Here is a 15,880-nt window from a genome sequence, read left to right on the forward strand (position 1 = left end):
GGGGTGGAGCAGCTCGGTAGCTCGCTGGGCTCATAACCCAGAGGTCGCAGGTTCAAATCCTGTCCCCGCTACTGAAACAGAAGGCCGGATCCTTTACGGGATCCGGCTTTCTGCATAGGGGCCTGCGGATCTGTCCGTGAGGCCGGCATGCGAAGGGCCCCGGTGCACGGAGACGCGCACCGGGGCCCTTCGCGCAGCGATCAGGAGGCCGCGCACCCCGGGCAGATGCCGCGGTAGGTCACTTCGACGTCGGAGACCGTGAAGCCGAAGCGCTCGTCGCTCGGCAGGTCCGCCATCGGGTCACCGGCCGGGTGCACGTCGCGGATCGTGCCGCAGCTCGCGCAGACCAGGTGGTGGTGGGGCCGGTGCGCGTTCGGGTCGTACCGCTTGGCGCGGCGGTCCGTGGAGACTTCGATGACCTCGCCGAGCGTCACCATCTCGCCCAGCGTGTTGTAGACGGTGGCGCGGGAGATCTCGGGCAGCTTGGCCACGGCCCGGGCATGGACCTCGTCCGCCGTCAGGTGCACATGGTCCCCGTCGAGGACCTCGGCCACGACGCGGCGCTGCGCGGTCATGCGCCAGCCGCGGCTGCGAAGTCGTTCCAACAGGTCGCTCATAGGGGTAAGCCTAACAGTCGAGGGGGCGTGTCCCGAACGTGTGTGAATCTGGATGTTCACTTGACTTGGACTTTGTCCATTGTAGGATCGACAACGGCATACGCCAAGGGACAGGCTGTGCACGACATGACGAATGTGCAGGAACGACGCAGGAGGCGCACGTGACGCAGGGACCGCTCACCACGGAGGCCGGCGCGCCGGTCGCCGACAACCAGAACAGCCAGACCGCGGGCGTCGGCGGTCCTGTTCTGGTGCAGGACCAGTCGCTGCTGGAGAAGCTCGCGCACTTCAACCGTGAGCGCATCCCGGAGCGCATCGTGCACGCCCGGGGCGCCGGTGCGTACGGCACGTTCACGCTGACCCGCGATGTCTCGGAGTGGACGCGGGCGAAGTTCCTCTCGGAGGTCGGCAAGCAGACGGAGACCTTCCTCCGCTTCTCGACCGTGGCGGGCAACCTCGGCGCGGCCGACGCGGTGCGCGACCCCCGGGGCTTCGCGCTGAAGTTCTACACCGAGGAGGGCAACTACGACCTCGTCGGCAACAACACCCCGGTGTTCTTCATCAAGGACGCCATCAAGTTCCCCGACTTCATCCACACCCAGAAGCGCGACCCGTACACCGGCTCGCAGGAGGCGGACAACGTCTGGGACTTCTGGGGGCTCTCCCCGGAGTCGACGCACCAGGTGACCTGGCTCTTCGGTGACCGCGGCATCCCGGCCTCGTACCGCCACATGAACGGCTACGGTTCGCACACCTACCAGTGGAGCAACGAGGCGGGCGAGGTCTTCTGGGTCAAGTACCACTTCAAGACCGACCAGGGCATCAAGAACCTCACCCAGGCCGAGGCCAACCAGCTCGCCGGCGAGGACCCCGACAGTCATCAGCGGGACCTGCGCGAGGCCATCGAGCGCGGTGACTTCCCGAGCTGGACGGTGCAGGTCCAGATCATGCCGGCGGCCGAGGCGGGCGCGTACCGCTTCAACCCGTTCGACCTCACCAAGGTGTGGCCGCACGAGGACTACCCGCCGATCGAGATCGGGAAGCTGGAGCTCAACCGCAACCCGGAGAACATCTTCGCGGAGGTCGAGCAGTCGATCTTCAGCCCCGCGCACTTCGTGCCGGGCATCGGCCCGTCCCCGGACAAGATGCTCCAGGGCCGGCTGTTCGCGTACGGCGACGCCCACCGCTACCGCGTCGGCATCAACGCTGACCACCTGCCGGTGAACCGCCCGCACGCCACCGAGGCGCGTACCAACAGCCGTGACGGCTTCCTGTACGACGGCCGTCACAAGGGTGCGAAGAACTACGAGCCGAACAGCTTCGGGGGCCCGTTCGAGACCGGCCGTCCGCTGTGGGAGGCCACCCCGGTCAGCGGCGACGTCCACACGCACGTGGCGCCGAGCCACGCCGAGGACAACGACTTCGTGCAGGCGGGGAACCTCTACCGGCTGTTCTCCGAGGACGAGAGGGCGCGGCTGGTGGAGAACCTCGCCGGGTTCATCGCCAAGGTGTCGCGCGACGACATCGCCGAGCGCGCGATCAACAACTTCCGCCAGGCGGACGGCGACTTCGGCAAGCGTCTGGAGGCCGCGGTCCAGGCCCTGCGCGGCTGACCCGGGCGACTGCCGTCGACGGTGGGCCGGTCTTCTCCTCGGAGGGGACCGGCCCACCGGCCGTTTCATCCGGCCGGCACAGGCCCGTTCGTGCCGGGGTCAGCCGCTGAGGTCCGCGTGGCGGCGTCCGGACGGGGCCCAGCAGCGCAGGATGTCGCGGAGCGAGACGATGCCCACCGGGCGGTGGCCGTCCAGCACGACCAGATGACGGAACCCGCCACGCGTCATGGCCTCCGCGGCCCGCTCCAGGGGCCAGGCGGGCGCGGCGCAGACCACCTCGGTGGTGGTGTGGGGGCCGGCGGGCTCGGCGCCCGGGTCCCGGCCGGAGCCGACCGCGTGGAGGATGTCCCGCTCGGTGAGGATGCCGAGGACGCGGTCTTCGTCGTCCGCCTCCGCGTCGAGGACGACCACGGCCCCGACGCAGTGGTCCGACATCAGCCGGGCGGCCCGGCGGAGCGTGTCGGCGGACCGGACGGTGAGGACCAGCGTGCTCATGGCGTCACGGACGAGCATGGCGGGACCATCTCCTCGGCGGACGGCCGTGCGGGCGGATGCACCTGCTCAAGGGCCCTGGGAATCCCAGCGTCGCACCGATGCCGGGGCGGAACAACCGCGTGCCGCCCCGGTTTCGCGGCGTCAGTAGCGCTGGTTCAGATAGCCGAGCAGCTCGTGGTGGAGCAGCCCGTTGGAGGCGGCCGCGTTGCCGCCGCCCGGACCGGACACCCCGTCCAGACTGGTGAACCTCCCGCCCGCCTCCTGGACGACGATGGCGTTGGCGGCCATGTCCCAGAGCGAGAGCTCCGGTTCCGCGCAGATGTCCACCGAACCCTCGGCGACCATCATGTACGGCCAGAAGTCCCCGTACCCGCGGGTGCGCCAGCAGGCCCTGGTCAGATCGAGGAACCCGTCGAGGCGCCCCTGGTCCTCCCAGCCGCTCAGCGAGGCGTACGCGAAGGAGGCGTCCGCGATCCGCTCGACCCCGGACACCTGGAGCCGGGTGGCGGAGGTCAGGCTGCGGCCGGTGTACGCGCCCGCCCCCTTCGCCGCCCACCAGCGCCGGCTCAGCGCGGGCGCGGACACCACGCCGACGACCGGCTGGAAACCGTCCTCGCCCTCCTCCATCAGCGAGATCAGCGTCGCCCAGACCGGCACGCCGCGTACGTAGTTCTTGGTGCCGTCGATCGGGTCGATGACCCAGCGCCGGGGGCCGGTGCCCTCGATCCCGAACTCCTCGCCCAGGATCGCGTCACGCGGGCGGGCCCGGTGGAGGTGGCCGCGGATGACCTCCTCGGCGGCCTTGTCGGCCTCGGTCACCGGCGTCATGTCCGGCTTGGTCTCGACCTTGAGGTCGAGCGCCTTGAACCGGTCCATCGTCGCCGCGTCGGCGGCGTCCGCCAGGACATGGGCAAGGCGCAGATCATCGTGGTAATCGGGCATGTCGTCACAGTATCGACCGCAGATGAACGGGGCTACACGGCCCGGTGAGCACGGCTCAGTGCGAGGAGCCCGAGAGCTGGAGACCGATCACCCCGAGGATGACCAGGGAGATCGAGATCAGCTTGAGCGTGGAGACCACGTCGTCGAGGAAGACCATGCCGTAGATCGCGGTGCCCGCCGCGCCGATGCCGGTCCACACGGCGTAGGCGGGCCCCACGTCGAGCTTCTTCAGCGACAGCGTCAGCAGACCGAAGCTGCCGAGGGCGAAGACGGCGAACGCGATCGTCGGCCAGAGCCGGGTGAAGCCGTGCGAGAGCTTCAGGCAGACGGCGAAACCGGTCTCCAGGAGCCCTGCGACCACGACCAGCAACCACGCCATCGTCCATGCCCTCCCGCCCGGTGGCCGCCTTGCCACGCCGTGTGTCCGCGTCGGACGTCATCACGCCCAGCGTGATCACGTCGAGTGTGATTATGCATTTACCTGTTGGGGTGGATCGCAAACGCGATCGGGTCAGTCGCCCTCGCGCCGTTCCCGGGTGGCCAGCAGCCTGCGCAGCGAGTCCAGCCGGGCCGGATCGGCGTGGCCGTCCGCCACCCAGGCGTCCAGGGCGCATTCCGGTTGCCGGCTGTCGTGGGTGCAGCCGCGCGGGCACTCCTCGGCGCCGGGCTCCAGGTCCGGGAAGGCGTGGATCACCCGGGACGGATCGATGTGGTTGAGCCCGAAGGAACGGACGCCGGGGGTGTCGATCACCCAGCCCCGGTCGCCGGACAGCGGCAGCGCGAGCGCCGAGGTGGTGGTGTGACGGCCGCGGCCGGTGACCGCGTTGACCACACCCGTCGTACGCCGCCGGTCCTTCGGCACCAGGGCGTTGACCAGGGTGGTCTTGCCGACGCCGGAGTGCCCGACGAAGGCGGTGACCCGGCCGTCGAGCTGCGCGCGGACCCGGTCGGCGGCGTCGCCGTTCTCCAGCTCCTCGCGGCTGGTCACCACGTACGGGACGCCCAGCGGGATGTACGCCTCCAGCAGCTTGTCCGGGGGAGCCAGGTCGGACTTGGTGAGCACCAGGAGCGGGGAGAGGCCGCCGTCGTACGCGGCGACCAGACAGCGGTCGATCATCCGCGGACGGGGTTCCGGATCGGCGAGCGCGGTGACGATGGCGAGCTGGTCGGCGTTGGCGACGACGACCCGCTCGAACGGATCGTCGTCGTCGGCCGTCCGGCGCAGCACCGAGTGGCGCTCACTGATGCGGACGATCCGGGCGAGGGTGTCCTTGTCGCCGGAGAGGTCCCCGACGATCGAGACCCGGTCGCCCACCACGGCGGCCTTCCGGCCCAGCTCGCGGGCCTTCATCGCGACGACCGTACGGCCGTCGACGAGACAGGTGAGGCGGCCCCGGTCCACGGTGAGGACCATGCCCTCCTCGGCGTCCTCGTGCTTGGGGCGGATGTGGGTACGGGGCCGGTTGCCCTTGCGGTTGGGGCGGACCCGGACGTCGTCCTCGTCGGTGTGCTTGCCGTAGCGGCGCATTTCTCAGGCCCCGAGCATTCCGGTCCACATCTGCGGGAAGTCCGGCAGGGTCTTGGCGGTTGTCGCCACGTTCTCGATCTCCACTCCGGGCACGGCCAGGCCGATCACCGATCCGGCGGTCGCCATCCGGTGGTCGTCGTACGTATGGAAGGTACCGCCGCGCAGCGGGCGGGGCCGGATGTGGAGGCCGTCGGCGGTCTCGGTGACGTCGCCGCCGAGCTCGTTGATCTCCTTGGTGAGCGCGGCCAGACGGTCCGTCTCATGGAGGCGCAGGTGGGCGACGCCGCTCAGGGTGGACGGCGAGTCGGCGAGCGCGGCGAGCGCGGCGATCACCGGCGTCAGCTCGCCGACCTCGCCGAGGTCGACGTCGATGCCGTGGACGCGGCCGGATCCGGTGAGGGTGAGCCCGCGCCCGGTCAGCTCGCAGCTGCCGCCCATCGCCGTGAAGATCTCCCGCAGCGCGTCGCCCGGCTGGGTGGTGTGCTCGGGCCAGTCGGGGATGGTGACCCGGCCGCCGGTGACCAGCGCGGCCGCGAGGAAGGGCTGGGCGTTGGAGAGGTCGGGCTCGATGGTCAGGTCGCGGCCGAGCAGCGCCGAGTGCGAGACCCGCCAGACGTTCGGCTCGCCGCCCGTCTCCGGCTCGTCGACCTGCGCGCCGACCGCCCGCAGCATGTCGACCGTCATCCGGATGTGCGGCATGGAGGGGAGCCGGCCGCCGGTGTGATGGACCTCGACGCCCTGGTTGAACCGCGGCGCCGACAGCAGCAGCGCCGAGACGAACTGGGAGGACGAGGAGGCGTCGATCTCCACGGCGCCGCCGTCCAGCGCCCCGCTGCCGTGCACCGTCATCGGCAGCGAGCCGCGGCCCTCGTCGTCGATCCGTGCGCCGAGCGCGCGCAGCGCGTCGATGACACCGGTCAGCGGGCGCTCGTACGAACGCGGGTCGCCGTCGAAGCGGACCGGCCCGTCGGCGAGGGTCGCGACCGGCGGCAGGAAGCGCATCACCGTACCGGCGTTGCCGACGTCGACCGTGGTGGGGCCGTGCAGTCCGGCCGGGATGACCCGCCAGGCCTCGCCGGTGCCGTCCGGTCCGACGCCCTCCTCGATGCCGACGCCCATCGAGCGCAGCGCCTCGGCCATCAGCAGGGTGTCGCGGGAGCGCAGGGGGCGGCGCAGCCAGCCGGGCTCGGCGGCGAGCGCGGCGAGGACGAGCGCGCGGTTGGTGACCGATTTCGATCCGGGGACGGTGACCGTCGCGTCGACGGCCCCGGTCGCGTGCGGGGCGGGCCAGAGGGCGGGGTGCGCGGAACTCTCGGTCATGGTCCTTACCTTAGTGGCTCCCCACCGGGCGCAATCCTGACCAAATGTGACGAAATCTGGCCGTAATCAGAGCGTGGCGGCGGGTACCGGCCCGGCGGGGGAGCCGGCCGCGTCCGCTCAGAGCCCGAGCAGCCAGCGCCCGCCGCCGATCAGCGAGCAGAGCGACACCGCGTGGAAGAGGAAGAGCCAGAGCGCGGCCGGCACGTCCGTCAGCCGCGACAGCTGGTCCGCGTCCGAGTCGGGCGCGCCGCCGTACCGCCGCTTCGACTGGAGCTCGAAGGCCGGGCGCACCCCGCCGAGCAGCAGGAACCAGACCACGGTGTACGCGAAGAACGACTGCCAGTCGGGCGAGGCCAGCCAGGACACCAGCAGGAAGGCGGAGCCGGTGAGGATCACCGTCAGCGCCCCGTACACATTGCGGATCATCACCAGCATCGCCGCGAGCAGCGCGGTGGCCACCCACAGCAGCAGGGTGATCCGGCCATCGGTCAGCAGCCACGCACCGCCCAGGCCCAGCAGCGGCGGGGCGGTGTAGCCCGCGGCGGCGGTCAGGACCATGCCGATGCCGGTCGGCTTGCCGCGGCTGACGGTCAGCCCGCTGGTGTCCGAGTGCAGCCGGATGCCGGAGAGCTGCCGCCCGGTGAGCAGTGCGACCAGTCCGTGCCCGCCCTCGTGCGCGATGGTGATCGCGTTGCGGGTCAGCCGCCACAGGGGGTTGGGCACGACGGCGATCAGCGCCAGCGTGCCGGTCACCACCACCAGCCACTGCTCGGGGGCCGGCTGGGTGCCGAGGACCCGGTCCCAGAGATTGCCCAGATCGGTGCTGTCCATGGCGCGGGCGGCTCCTTGTGGTTCGGCTTGCGGTATCGGCGTCCTGCCGGTGTGGCGGTCGTGGCAGTCTGGCACTTATGTGCGGACGGTATGCAGCGAGTCGGCGGCCCGAGGACCTGACCGGACTCTTCCAGGTCGAGAAGTGGGAACCCACCGAGGCTCTGGTGCCCGATTGGAACGTGGCCCCCACCAAGGAGGTCTACGCCGTACTGGAGCGTCCTTTGAAGGACGCCGACGACCGGCGTCCGGTTCGCCAGATGCGGGTACTGAAGTGGGGGCTCGTGCCGTCCTGGGCCAAGTCCCCGGAAGGCGCCGCCCGGATGATCAACGCCCGCGCGGAGACCGTCCACGAGAAGCCGTCCTTCCGCCGCCCCTTCGCCTCCCGGCGCTGCGTCCTGCCCGCCGACGGCTACTACGAGTGGGTCACCGGCGCCGACGAACGGCAGCTGGAGGAGAAGGGGAAGCGCAAGCGCCCGCGCAAGCAGCCGTACTTCGTCACGCCCGCCGACGGCTCGGTCTTCGCGATGGCCGGACTGTACGAGTTCTGGCGCGACCGGACCCTTCCGGACGACCACCCGCAGGCCTGGTGGGCGACCTGCTCGGTGATCACGACCGAGGCCGAGACCACCCCGCTCGCGGTCGCCCCCGCCGAGGGCCCGGCCACGCTCGCCGACATCCACCCCCGGATGCCGCTGATGCTGACCCCGGACCGCTGGGACGCCTGGCTCGACCCGGCACACACGGACGTCGACGAGCTGCGGGCCCTGCTCACGCCGCCGCCCGCCGGGCTGATGCGGGCCTACCCGGTGGCCACGGCCGTCAGCAACGTCCGCAACAACGGCCCCGAACTGCTGGAAGAACTGGCCGCGCCGGAGGCGGGCACCCTGTTCTGAGGACGCCGCGGGGAGGATGGGGCGCGTGAGTACAGCAGAGACGGGCCACGGAGCCCGGACCACCGACCTGGTCGACACCGACGCCGGACCGGCGAGGATCACCTGGCACCCCGCCACCGGCGACGCGCGTGCGGTGCTGGCCCTCGGGCACGGCGCGGGCGGCGGCATCGAGGCCCGCGACCTGACGGCCCTGGCCGCCGCGCTCCCCGCCCACGGCATCACCGTCGCCCTGGTGGAGCAGCCGTGGCGGGTGGCCGGGAAGCGGCTCGCGCCCGCTCCGAAGACGCTGGACACGGGGTGGCGGGGGCTGTGGCCCGCGCTGGCCGCCGCCGGGCCGCCGGTCGTCGCGGGCGGGCGGAGCGCCGGGGCCCGGGTGGCCTGCCGGACGGCGGCGGAGCTGGGCGCCCGCGGGGTGCTCGCACTCGCCTTCCCGCTGCATCCGCCGGGCAGGCCGGAGAGGTCCAGGGCCGACGAGCTCCTCGGCACCGGCGTCCCGGCCCTCGTCGTGCAGGGCGGCCGCGATCCGTTCGGGCGGCCCGGCGAGTTCCCGCCGGGGGAGTACCGGATCACCGAGGTGCCCGGCGGCGACCACGGCTTCGCCGTACCGAAGAAGACCGGGCCGGGCCAGGAGGCGGCGCTGGAGATCCTCACCGACGCCGTGACCGGATGGCTGGCCGACCTGGTGTGACCCGGCTTCCGCCAGGTGCGCCGGTGACCGCGGCGTACCCCTGTGGCGTACTCCGGGAATGCCCGGCGCGAGGCCGCTGTTGTCGGAGTCATCGGTACACATACGTCGTTGTGGAGAGGGAGTCCGTCGCATGGGTTCGACCATCTGCCCGCGCCGCTCGAACACCGCTGACCTGGAGTGGACGGTGCTGCACGCGGCCAGGACCACTCCCGAGCGGGGGCTGGGCGGAAAGGATCGACAGCCCGTCCCGAAGCAAGGTCGACTATTCTCCGATTCGAGCGGATCCGGTCTCGGTTCCGCCATGGCGTCGGAGGAGGTGGGTCCGGTCACTGGGACCGATACGGGGACCGGCGACGGCCGCGCACAGGAGACACCCGCCGAGCGCAACGCGCGCTTCGAGCGGGATGCGCTCGGATATCTCGACCAGATGTACTCGGCCGCGCTGCGCATGACGCGCAACCCCGCGGATGCCGAGGACCTGGTCCAGGAGACGTACGCCAAGGCGTACGGCTCCTTCCACCAGTTCCGCGAGGGCACCAACCTCAAGGCGTGGATGTACCGCATCCTCACCAACACCTTCATCAACTCGTACCGCAAGAAGCAGCGTGAGCCCCAGCGCAGCGCCGCCGAGGAGATCGAGGACTGGCAGCTGGCGCGCGCCGAGTCGCACATGTCGACCGGTCTGCGCTCGGCGGAGTCGCAGGCGCTCGACCACCTGCCCGACTCCGACGTGAAGGCCGCTCTCCAGGCGATCCCCGAGGAGTTCCGCATCGCGGTCTACCTCGCCGATGTCGAGGGCTTTGCGTACAAGGAGATCGCGGACATCATGGGGACTCCCATCGGTACGGTGATGTCCCGACTGCACCGGGGCCGCCGCCAGTTGCGCGGCATGCTGGAGGACTACGCCCGTGAGCGCGGGCTCGTCCCGGCCGGTGCCGGAGAGTCGGACGATCGGAAAGGCTCGGGCTCATGAGCTGCGGAGAGCCGCACGAGACGGACTGCTCGGAAGTCCTCGACCATCTCTACGAGTTCCTCGACCACGAGATGCCCGACAGTGACTGCAACAAGTTCGAGGTGCACTTCGAGGAGTGTTCCCCGTGCCTGGAGAAGTACGGCCTGGAGCAGGCCGTCAAGAAGCTCGTCAAGCGGTGCTGCGGTCAGGACGACGTTCCCAGTGACCTGCGGTCCAAGGTGATGGGCCGGATCGACCTGATCCGCTCCGGACAGGCCGTCCCCGAGCAGGACGTCACGGCCGCGGGCAGCGAGCAGCCGACCGCCGCCAAGGAGTGACCCCCGGCGGCCGGTCCGTCCCGGCCGCCGCCACCGCATCACCCGAATGTGCTAATCGGGCTCATTGACGCTCGACCGGTCGCACGAATCGCTAGCGTGACCCCTCCATTGACGACGTCGGAGGGCGGGCCGAGCGGGTGAGAGCCACACGCGGGGCGGCCCGCGCGCACATCGCGGCCGTCGCGGCGGGCGCTCTGTGCTGTGCGGCACCCGCGCTGTGCGGCGGGGCCGGGACGCCGTGGGCCACCGTCCTCCTGCTCGCCGGGCTCTATCTCGCCTGCGAGCTCCCCGGGCGCCGCCCCTTTCCCGGCGGCTCCCTGCCGATCCCTGCCGGATCGTTCTTTCCGCTGCTGCTCGCAGCCGCCTTCCTGCTTCCGCCCGCCGCCGCGGCCCTGGTCGCCGTGCCCGGTTCGCTCGTCGGCCGGGTGGAGCGGCCGCCCGCCGCCGTGCGCCGCGTCTGGCGGGCCGCGCAGCTCGCCGTCACGGTGTGGGCCGCCTCGGCCGTCCACGGACTGCTCGGCGGCCCGGCCACCCTCGGCGGCCCCGGCCGGCTCCCCGGCCTCCCGTACGCGGTGGTGCCCGGCTGCGGTGCCGTGCTGGCCTTCAGCCTCGTGCTGGCCGCGCTGGACGGCTCGATCCTCGTCGCCGCCGAACGGCTCCCGCCGCGACGGGCCTGGAGCGGACTGCTGAGCCGTTCGTTGGGGCCGCACCTGGTGCACGGACTGGCCGGGCTGATGATGGCGGTCCTGTGGCACGGTCCGTACGGGCCGCTGTCCGCGCTCATCGTCCTGCTGCCGATGTACATCTCCTGCTGGGTCTTCGCGCAGTACCACCGCGAGCACGCCGCGCACCGCGCCACCATCCGGGCCCTGGTGCAGGCCGTCGACCTCAAGGACACGTACACCCGGGGCCACAGCGAGCGGGTCGGCCGGGCCTCCGTCCTGATCGCCCGCGAACTGGGCATGGACCAACAGCGCACGGAGGTCCTCCGGTTCGCCGGGATCCTGCACGACGTCGGCAAGCTCGGTGTGCCTACCCGGGTGCTCCGCAAGGACGGGCCGCTCACCCCGGAGGAACGCCAGGTGATCGAGCTGCACCCGGAGTACGGGCACGAGATCGTGCGCGGCATCGGTTTCCTGGGCGAGGCGCGGGCCGCCATCCTGCACCACCACGAACGGCTCGACGGCACCGGCTACCCGTACGGGCTCAGCGGGCGCGAGATCCCGGAGTTCGCCCGGGTCGTCGCGGTGGCCGACGCCTTCGACGCGATGACCTCGACCCGCTCGTACCGGCGGGGCAGGCCGGTGCCCGCCGCGCTGGCCGAGCTGAAGCGGTGCGCGGGCACGCAGTTCGACCCGCGGATGGTGCGGGCGCTGGCACGCGGGCTGGACCGCCACGGCTGGTCCGCGGAGACGGCCGCGGGGCCGCAGGAGGAGCCGGCACTCCCCGGCAGGCCCGTGCCTTCCGGTGGCGCCGTGCCTTCCGACGGGCCCGGACCCTCCGGCGGGCCCGGTCGCCCCGGCCGTGTTCCCGCGCCCGGTCCGCAGGCGACCGCGGACCGCCGCGGATGACCCGTGCCGGGGCCGGAGCGCCCCCCGTGCTTCTCGTCGCCCCCGCCGTCCGCGCCCTCGTGGTGCTGCTCGCCGCCGCCGGGCTCGGCCTCACCCTCTGGGAGGGCGTCCACGACCCCGGGCACGCCCTCGCCTTCGGCGTGCTGATCGCGCTCGGCGAGCTGACCCGGTGGGGCGCGCTGCCCGGGGAGCGCGAGCCCGCACCGCTCGGCGCCGCCGGGGCGCTGGCGTACGCGCTGCTCGGCCGCAGCGGCGGTGAGCCGACCACGCACGGGGTGCACCAGGTGATCGCCGTGCTCGTCGCGGCCCAGCTCGTCGCCTCGGTGCCCCACGTGGCCCGTGGCACCGGACCCGCCCCCGACCGGGTGGCCCGCCGCGTCCTGACGGTCACCTTCGCCGCCGTCTGCTTCCAGCCGCTGTACACCGGGGGGCGGCTCGCCGAGGGGCCGTACTACGTCCTGGTCCTGGTCCTGATCCTCGTCCTGACCGCGCTGTGCGACGCCGTGCTCGCGGCCCTGCTGCTGTGCGCCCGCACCCGCCACCCCTACCCGCCGGTCCTCCGCGACGAGCTGCGCGGCCTCGCCGGCATCGGCTCGGCGGTCTGCGCGACCGGGGTGGTGATGGCGCTGGGGGTGGCCGTGGCCGGGCTGTGGGCGCTGCCGGTGCTGTGCGTACCGCTGCTGCTGACCCAGGTCTCCTTCCGCCGCTTCGTCGCCGTACGCACCACCTACCGGCAGACCATCGCCTCGCTCGCCCGGTCCACCGAGATCGCCGGATACACCCCGCCCGGGCATGCCCGCAGGGTCGCGGCGCTCTGCCGGGCCGTCGGCCGCGAGCTGGGGCTCTCCGGGAGCCGGCTGACCGTCCTGGAGTACGCCGCCCTGATGCACGACATCGGCCAGCTCTCGCTGGTGGACCCGGTCCCCTGCGGGGCGACGGCCACCCTGCCCGCCGCCGAGCAGCGCCGCATCGCCCTGCTCGGCGGTGCGGTGGTCCGCCAGACCGGGGTGGACACCGAGGTCGCCGTCGTCGTGGAACGGCAGGCGGACCCCTACCGCGAGCAGCCGTTGTCCGCCAGGATCGTCAGGGTCGTCAACGCATACGACGACCTGTGCGGGGAAAGTCTCATCGGGCCGCTGGGCGCGCTCGAACAACTCAGGCTCGGCACGGCCCACGACTATCAGCCCGAAGTCGTGGAATCCCTGGCCAGGGTCCTGGCCAGGGGCGCGCCGGTCCCGGTGCCGCCCGGCTAACCCACGGGTAATGAGCGGGCGTCCGGCCCGGCATGGTTGGATGCGAAGAGAGTGGAAATCAGAGGGTGTCCAGTCGGGACAGGCGGGAATCGTGAGGATCTTCGGGAAGGTACGGCATCGGCCCTCCGCCTCTTGGCGGCAGGCCACGGACCGCGCGTTCACGCTGATCGGCGACGGCCGGTACGAGGACGCGGGCGCACTGCTGACGCGTGCGGCGGACCTGGAACCCTGGCTCTCGGAGTCGTGGTTCAACCTGGCGCTGCTGCACAAGTTCCGGCACGACTGGGAACAGGCGAGGGCCGCCGGTCTGCGGGCCGTCGCGCTGCTCGGCAAGGAATCCGGCGCCCCGGACTGGTGGAACGTCGGGATCGCCGCCACCGCGCTCCAGGACTGGCCGCTGGCCCGCCGGGCCTGGCAGGCGTACGGCCTGAAGGTGCCGGGCACCGGCCAGCACGTGTCGGCGGCCAACAGCGAGCCGCTCGGCATGGAGCTGGGCAGCGCCGCGGTGCGGCTGTCGCCGGAGGGCGAGGCCGAGGTGGTCTGGGGCCGCAGGCTCGATCCGGCCCGGATGGAGGTGCTCTCCATCCCGCTGCCGTCGTCCGGCCGCCGCTGGGGCGAGGTCGTGCTGCACGACGGGGTGCCGAACGGCGAGCGGGTCACCGCGGCCGGTCCCTCGTACCCGGTCTTCGACGAGATCGAGCTGTGGGCGCCGTCCCCCGTGCCGACCTGGGTGGTGCTGCTGGAAGCGGCCACCGAGGCGGACCGGGACGCGCTGGAGCGGCTGGCGTCCGACGCCGGGTTCGCCGCCGAGGACTGGTCGTCCTCGGTGCGGCTGCTCTGCCGGGCCTGTTCGGAGAGCCGGATGGAGAGCGACGAGGGCGACGGCGAGCATCTCGACCCGCACGACCACAGCGAGCCGGGCCATCCCGGTCCGCTGGGCCACCGCACCTCCGGTGAGCTGTGGGTGCCCGAGCGCGAGTGCGGGATAGCCGCGCCGGCCGGGCTGGTGCGCGGTCTGCTGGACGGCTGGGTGGCCGACAGCCCGGACAGCCGCGAGTGGCGGGATCTGGAAGAAGTCTGCTGACCGGTGCCCGTAGGCTGTACGGACACCGGTCGCGGTGCACGGGCAGCCGGGCCCCGGGACTGCCGGACGGCCGGGTTTCAGGTTCTGAGGAAGGCGTACGGCGGAGATGGCGCAGCAGGAGACGGACGAGCAGATCATCCTCGACGACGAGGGATTCGTCGTGGACACCGAGGACTGTGAGGCGCGCGAGGCGGCCTACCGTGAGCGCGGTACCTCCCGTCCGATCACGGTCGTGGGCAATCCGGTGCTCCACAAGGAGTGCGCGGACGTCACGGAGTTCGACGACGAGCTGGCCCGCCTGATCGACGACATGTTCGCGAGCCAGCGGACCGCCGAGGGCGTCGGCCTCGCCGCCAACCAGATCGGTGTCGACCGCAAGGTCTTCGTCTACGACTGCCCGGACGACGAGGGCGTGCGGCACGTGGGCGCCGTCTGCAACCCGGTGCTGGAGGAGCTGGCGCCCGAGCAGCGGGTGCTGGACGACTCCAACGAGGGCTGCCTCTCGGTGCCGACCGCGTACGCCGAGCTGGCCCGCCCGGACTACGCGGTGGTCACGGGCCAGGACGCGAAGGGCAACCCGATCAGGGTCCGGGGCACCGGCTTCTTCGCCCGCTGCCTCCAGCACGAGACGGACCACCTGTACGGCTACCTGTACATCGACCGGCTCTCGAAGCGGGACCGCAAGGACGCGCTGCGGCAGATGGCGGAGGGCACGCCGCGCTACGAGACCGTGCCGAACGACTGATGAGCCGCGGCGGCTGAGGCGTTCGTACACGTCGGGCCGCCGCGGACGGGCCCGGTCCTCCACGACGGGGGCCGGGCCCGTCCGTTCTTCCTCACTGGCCGGTCAATTGCCGTTCCTTTACGGGAAGTTGACGCGCGTCGACTCCTCCGCCAGTCTTTCCCCCACACCTCATTCCGTGTTGGGAGCCCCCTCATGCTCAGACGCACCGCACGACTCCTGCTCGGCCTTGTCATGACCATGACTTTCGCGTGGGGCGGTGCCGTGATGACCGCCGGTACCGCACAGGCCGACGGCTGCTACACCTGGACCCGCACGCTGGCCCCCGGCGCCACCGGCAACGACGTCGTCCAGCTCCAGATCCGGGTGTCCGGCTACCCCGGCTACAACTCGGTGCTCGCCATCGACGGGTCCTACGGGCCCGCCACCACCGCCGCCGTCAAGCGCTTCCAGGCGGCCTACGGCCTGGCCGCCGACGGCATCGCGGGCCCCGCCACCCAGGCCAAGATCTACGCGCTCCAGGACAACGACTGCACCCCGGCGCACTTCACGTACCCCGAGCTGAACAAGTGCAACAGCACCTGGGCCGGGGGCAAGGTCGCGGCCGGGACGGCGAAGGCCAACGCGCTCAGCTCCATGTGGAAGCTGGAGGCGCTGCGGCACGCGCTGGGTGACCAGCCCCTCCGGGTCACCAGCGGCTTCCGCTCGGCCTCCTGCAACTCGGCGGTCGGCGGCGCGTCCAACAGCCGCCACATGTACGGGGACGCCGTCGACCTCGGCTCCGGACCGCACGCGCTGTGCACCATCGCCAAACAGGCCCGCAACCACGGCTTCAACGGGATCCTCGGTCCGGGCTACCCGGACCACAACGACCACATTCACGTGAACCAGGGCCCCTCGCACTACTGGTCGGCGCCCAGCCCATGACTTTAGAACATGGGGAGCCACTTGTTGCCACTGTTGGGGAAATTAAAGTAGAACCCAATGTCGTAAATGTAGTACCAGGTAAAGCT

At 71.8% G+C, this 15,880-nt stretch carries 17 protein-coding genes; 10 read left to right on the plus strand and 7 right to left on the minus strand.

Annotated elements, in window-relative coordinates:
• Positions 1 to 200: 200 nt before the first annotated feature.
• The gene (locus tag ACFCV8_RS30305; protein WP_376688677.1) at positions 201 to 617 is read right to left on the minus strand and encodes a Fur family transcriptional regulator; all 417 of its coding nucleotides are present in this window, start codon (positions 615 to 617) and stop codon (positions 201 to 203) included.
• A 161-nt stretch (positions 618 to 778) separates the two neighbouring features.
• Here ACFCV8_RS30305 and ACFCV8_RS30310 point away from each other — a divergent pair, with 161 nt between their 5' ends.
• Positions 779 to 2,230 (plus strand): catalase, encoded by a 1,452-nt coding sequence (locus ACFCV8_RS30310; RefSeq protein ID WP_376688678.1) that lies wholly within the window; start codon positions 779 to 781, stop codon positions 2,228 to 2,230.
• 99 nt (positions 2,231 to 2,329) lie between these two features.
• Here ACFCV8_RS30310 and ACFCV8_RS30315 read toward each other — a convergent pair whose 3' ends face one another.
• From ACFCV8_RS30315 to ACFCV8_RS30340, 6 genes are all read right to left on the minus strand, one after another.
• Positions 2,330 to 2,743, minus strand: coding sequence for a cyclic nucleotide-binding/CBS domain-containing protein (locus ACFCV8_RS30315; RefSeq protein WP_376688679.1), 414 nt, complete (start codon positions 2,741 to 2,743; stop codon positions 2,330 to 2,332).
• A gap of 123 nt (positions 2,744 to 2,866) precedes the next feature.
• Complete coding sequence (gene hisN, locus ACFCV8_RS30320; protein WP_376688680.1) at positions 2,867 to 3,667, minus strand: histidinol-phosphatase; 801 nt, start codon at positions 3,665 to 3,667, stop codon at positions 2,867 to 2,869.
• Positions 3,668 to 3,722: 55 nt separating this feature from the next.
• On the minus strand, positions 3,723 to 4,046 hold the full coding sequence (locus ACFCV8_RS30325; protein WP_376688681.1) for a DMT family transporter: 324 nt from the start codon (positions 4,044 to 4,046) through the stop codon (positions 3,723 to 3,725).
• 132 nt (positions 4,047 to 4,178) lie between these two features.
• Complete coding sequence (gene rsgA, locus ACFCV8_RS30330) at positions 4,179 to 5,195, minus strand: ribosome small subunit-dependent GTPase A (protein WP_376688682.1); 1,017 nt, start codon at positions 5,193 to 5,195, stop codon at positions 4,179 to 4,181.
• A 3-nt stretch (positions 5,196 to 5,198) separates the two neighbouring features.
• Positions 5,199 to 6,515 (minus strand): 3-phosphoshikimate 1-carboxyvinyltransferase, encoded by a 1,317-nt coding sequence (aroA, locus tag ACFCV8_RS30335; protein WP_376688683.1) that lies wholly within the window; start codon positions 6,513 to 6,515, stop codon positions 5,199 to 5,201.
• A gap of 117 nt (positions 6,516 to 6,632) precedes the next feature.
• Complete coding sequence (locus ACFCV8_RS30340; protein ID WP_376688684.1) at positions 6,633 to 7,346, minus strand: M50 family metallopeptidase; 714 nt, start codon at positions 7,344 to 7,346, stop codon at positions 6,633 to 6,635.
• 77 nt (positions 7,347 to 7,423) lie between these two features.
• On the opposite strand from ACFCV8_RS30340, the gene ACFCV8_RS30345 reads away from it, so the two are divergent.
• The 9 genes from ACFCV8_RS30345 to ACFCV8_RS30385 all read left to right on the plus strand — a co-directional run bounded on the left by ACFCV8_RS30345 (position 7,424) and on the right by ACFCV8_RS30385 (position 15,794).
• The gene (locus ACFCV8_RS30345) at positions 7,424 to 8,239 is read left to right on the plus strand and encodes an SOS response-associated peptidase (RefSeq protein ID WP_376688685.1); all 816 of its coding nucleotides are present in this window, start codon (positions 7,424 to 7,426) and stop codon (positions 8,237 to 8,239) included.
• A 16-nt stretch (positions 8,240 to 8,255) separates the two neighbouring features.
• Positions 8,256 to 8,927 (plus strand): alpha/beta family hydrolase, encoded by a 672-nt coding sequence (locus ACFCV8_RS30350; protein WP_376688686.1) that lies wholly within the window; start codon positions 8,256 to 8,258, stop codon positions 8,925 to 8,927.
• Positions 8,928 to 9,243: 316 nt separating this feature from the next.
• On the plus strand, positions 9,244 to 9,900 hold the full coding sequence (locus ACFCV8_RS30355) for a sigma-70 family RNA polymerase sigma factor (RefSeq protein WP_376688694.1): 657 nt from the start codon (positions 9,244 to 9,246) through the stop codon (positions 9,898 to 9,900).
• On the plus strand, positions 9,897 to 10,217 hold the full coding sequence (gene rsrA, locus ACFCV8_RS30360) for a mycothiol system anti-sigma-R factor (RefSeq protein ID WP_376688687.1): 321 nt from the start codon (positions 9,897 to 9,899) through the stop codon (positions 10,215 to 10,217). Before ACFCV8_RS30355 ends, rsrA begins: the two co-directional genes overlap by 4 nt.
• Before the next feature lie 137 nt (positions 10,218 to 10,354).
• Positions 10,355 to 11,788, plus strand: a complete 1,434-nt coding sequence (locus tag ACFCV8_RS30365; protein WP_376688689.1) for an HD-GYP domain-containing protein — start codon at positions 10,355 to 10,357, stop codon at positions 11,786 to 11,788.
• Positions 11,785 to 13,041 carry an HD-GYP domain-containing protein gene (locus ACFCV8_RS30370; protein WP_376688690.1) on the plus strand — a complete coding sequence of 419 codons (1,257 nt, stop codon included), beginning with the start codon at positions 11,785 to 11,787 and terminating at the stop codon, positions 13,039 to 13,041. The genes ACFCV8_RS30365 and ACFCV8_RS30370 overlap by 4 nt, the downstream gene beginning before the upstream one ends.
• 91 nt (positions 13,042 to 13,132) lie before the next feature.
• Complete coding sequence (locus ACFCV8_RS30375) at positions 13,133 to 14,125, plus strand: tetratricopeptide repeat protein (protein ID WP_376688691.1); 993 nt, start codon at positions 13,133 to 13,135, stop codon at positions 14,123 to 14,125.
• Positions 14,126 to 14,231: 106 nt separating this feature from the next.
• Complete coding sequence (gene def, locus ACFCV8_RS30380; protein WP_376688692.1) at positions 14,232 to 14,870, plus strand: peptide deformylase; 639 nt, start codon at positions 14,232 to 14,234, stop codon at positions 14,868 to 14,870.
• Between the two features lie 192 nt (positions 14,871 to 15,062).
• The gene (locus tag ACFCV8_RS30385) at positions 15,063 to 15,794 is read left to right on the plus strand and encodes a D-Ala-D-Ala carboxypeptidase family metallohydrolase (RefSeq protein WP_376688693.1); all 732 of its coding nucleotides are present in this window, start codon (positions 15,063 to 15,065) and stop codon (positions 15,792 to 15,794) included.
• Positions 15,795 to 15,880: the final 86 nt, after the last annotated feature.

This window comes from Streptomyces sp. NPDC056347 (genome assembly GCF_042262625.1).
Taxonomy (GTDB): Bacteria; Actinomycetota; Actinomycetes; order Streptomycetales; family Streptomycetaceae; genus Streptomyces.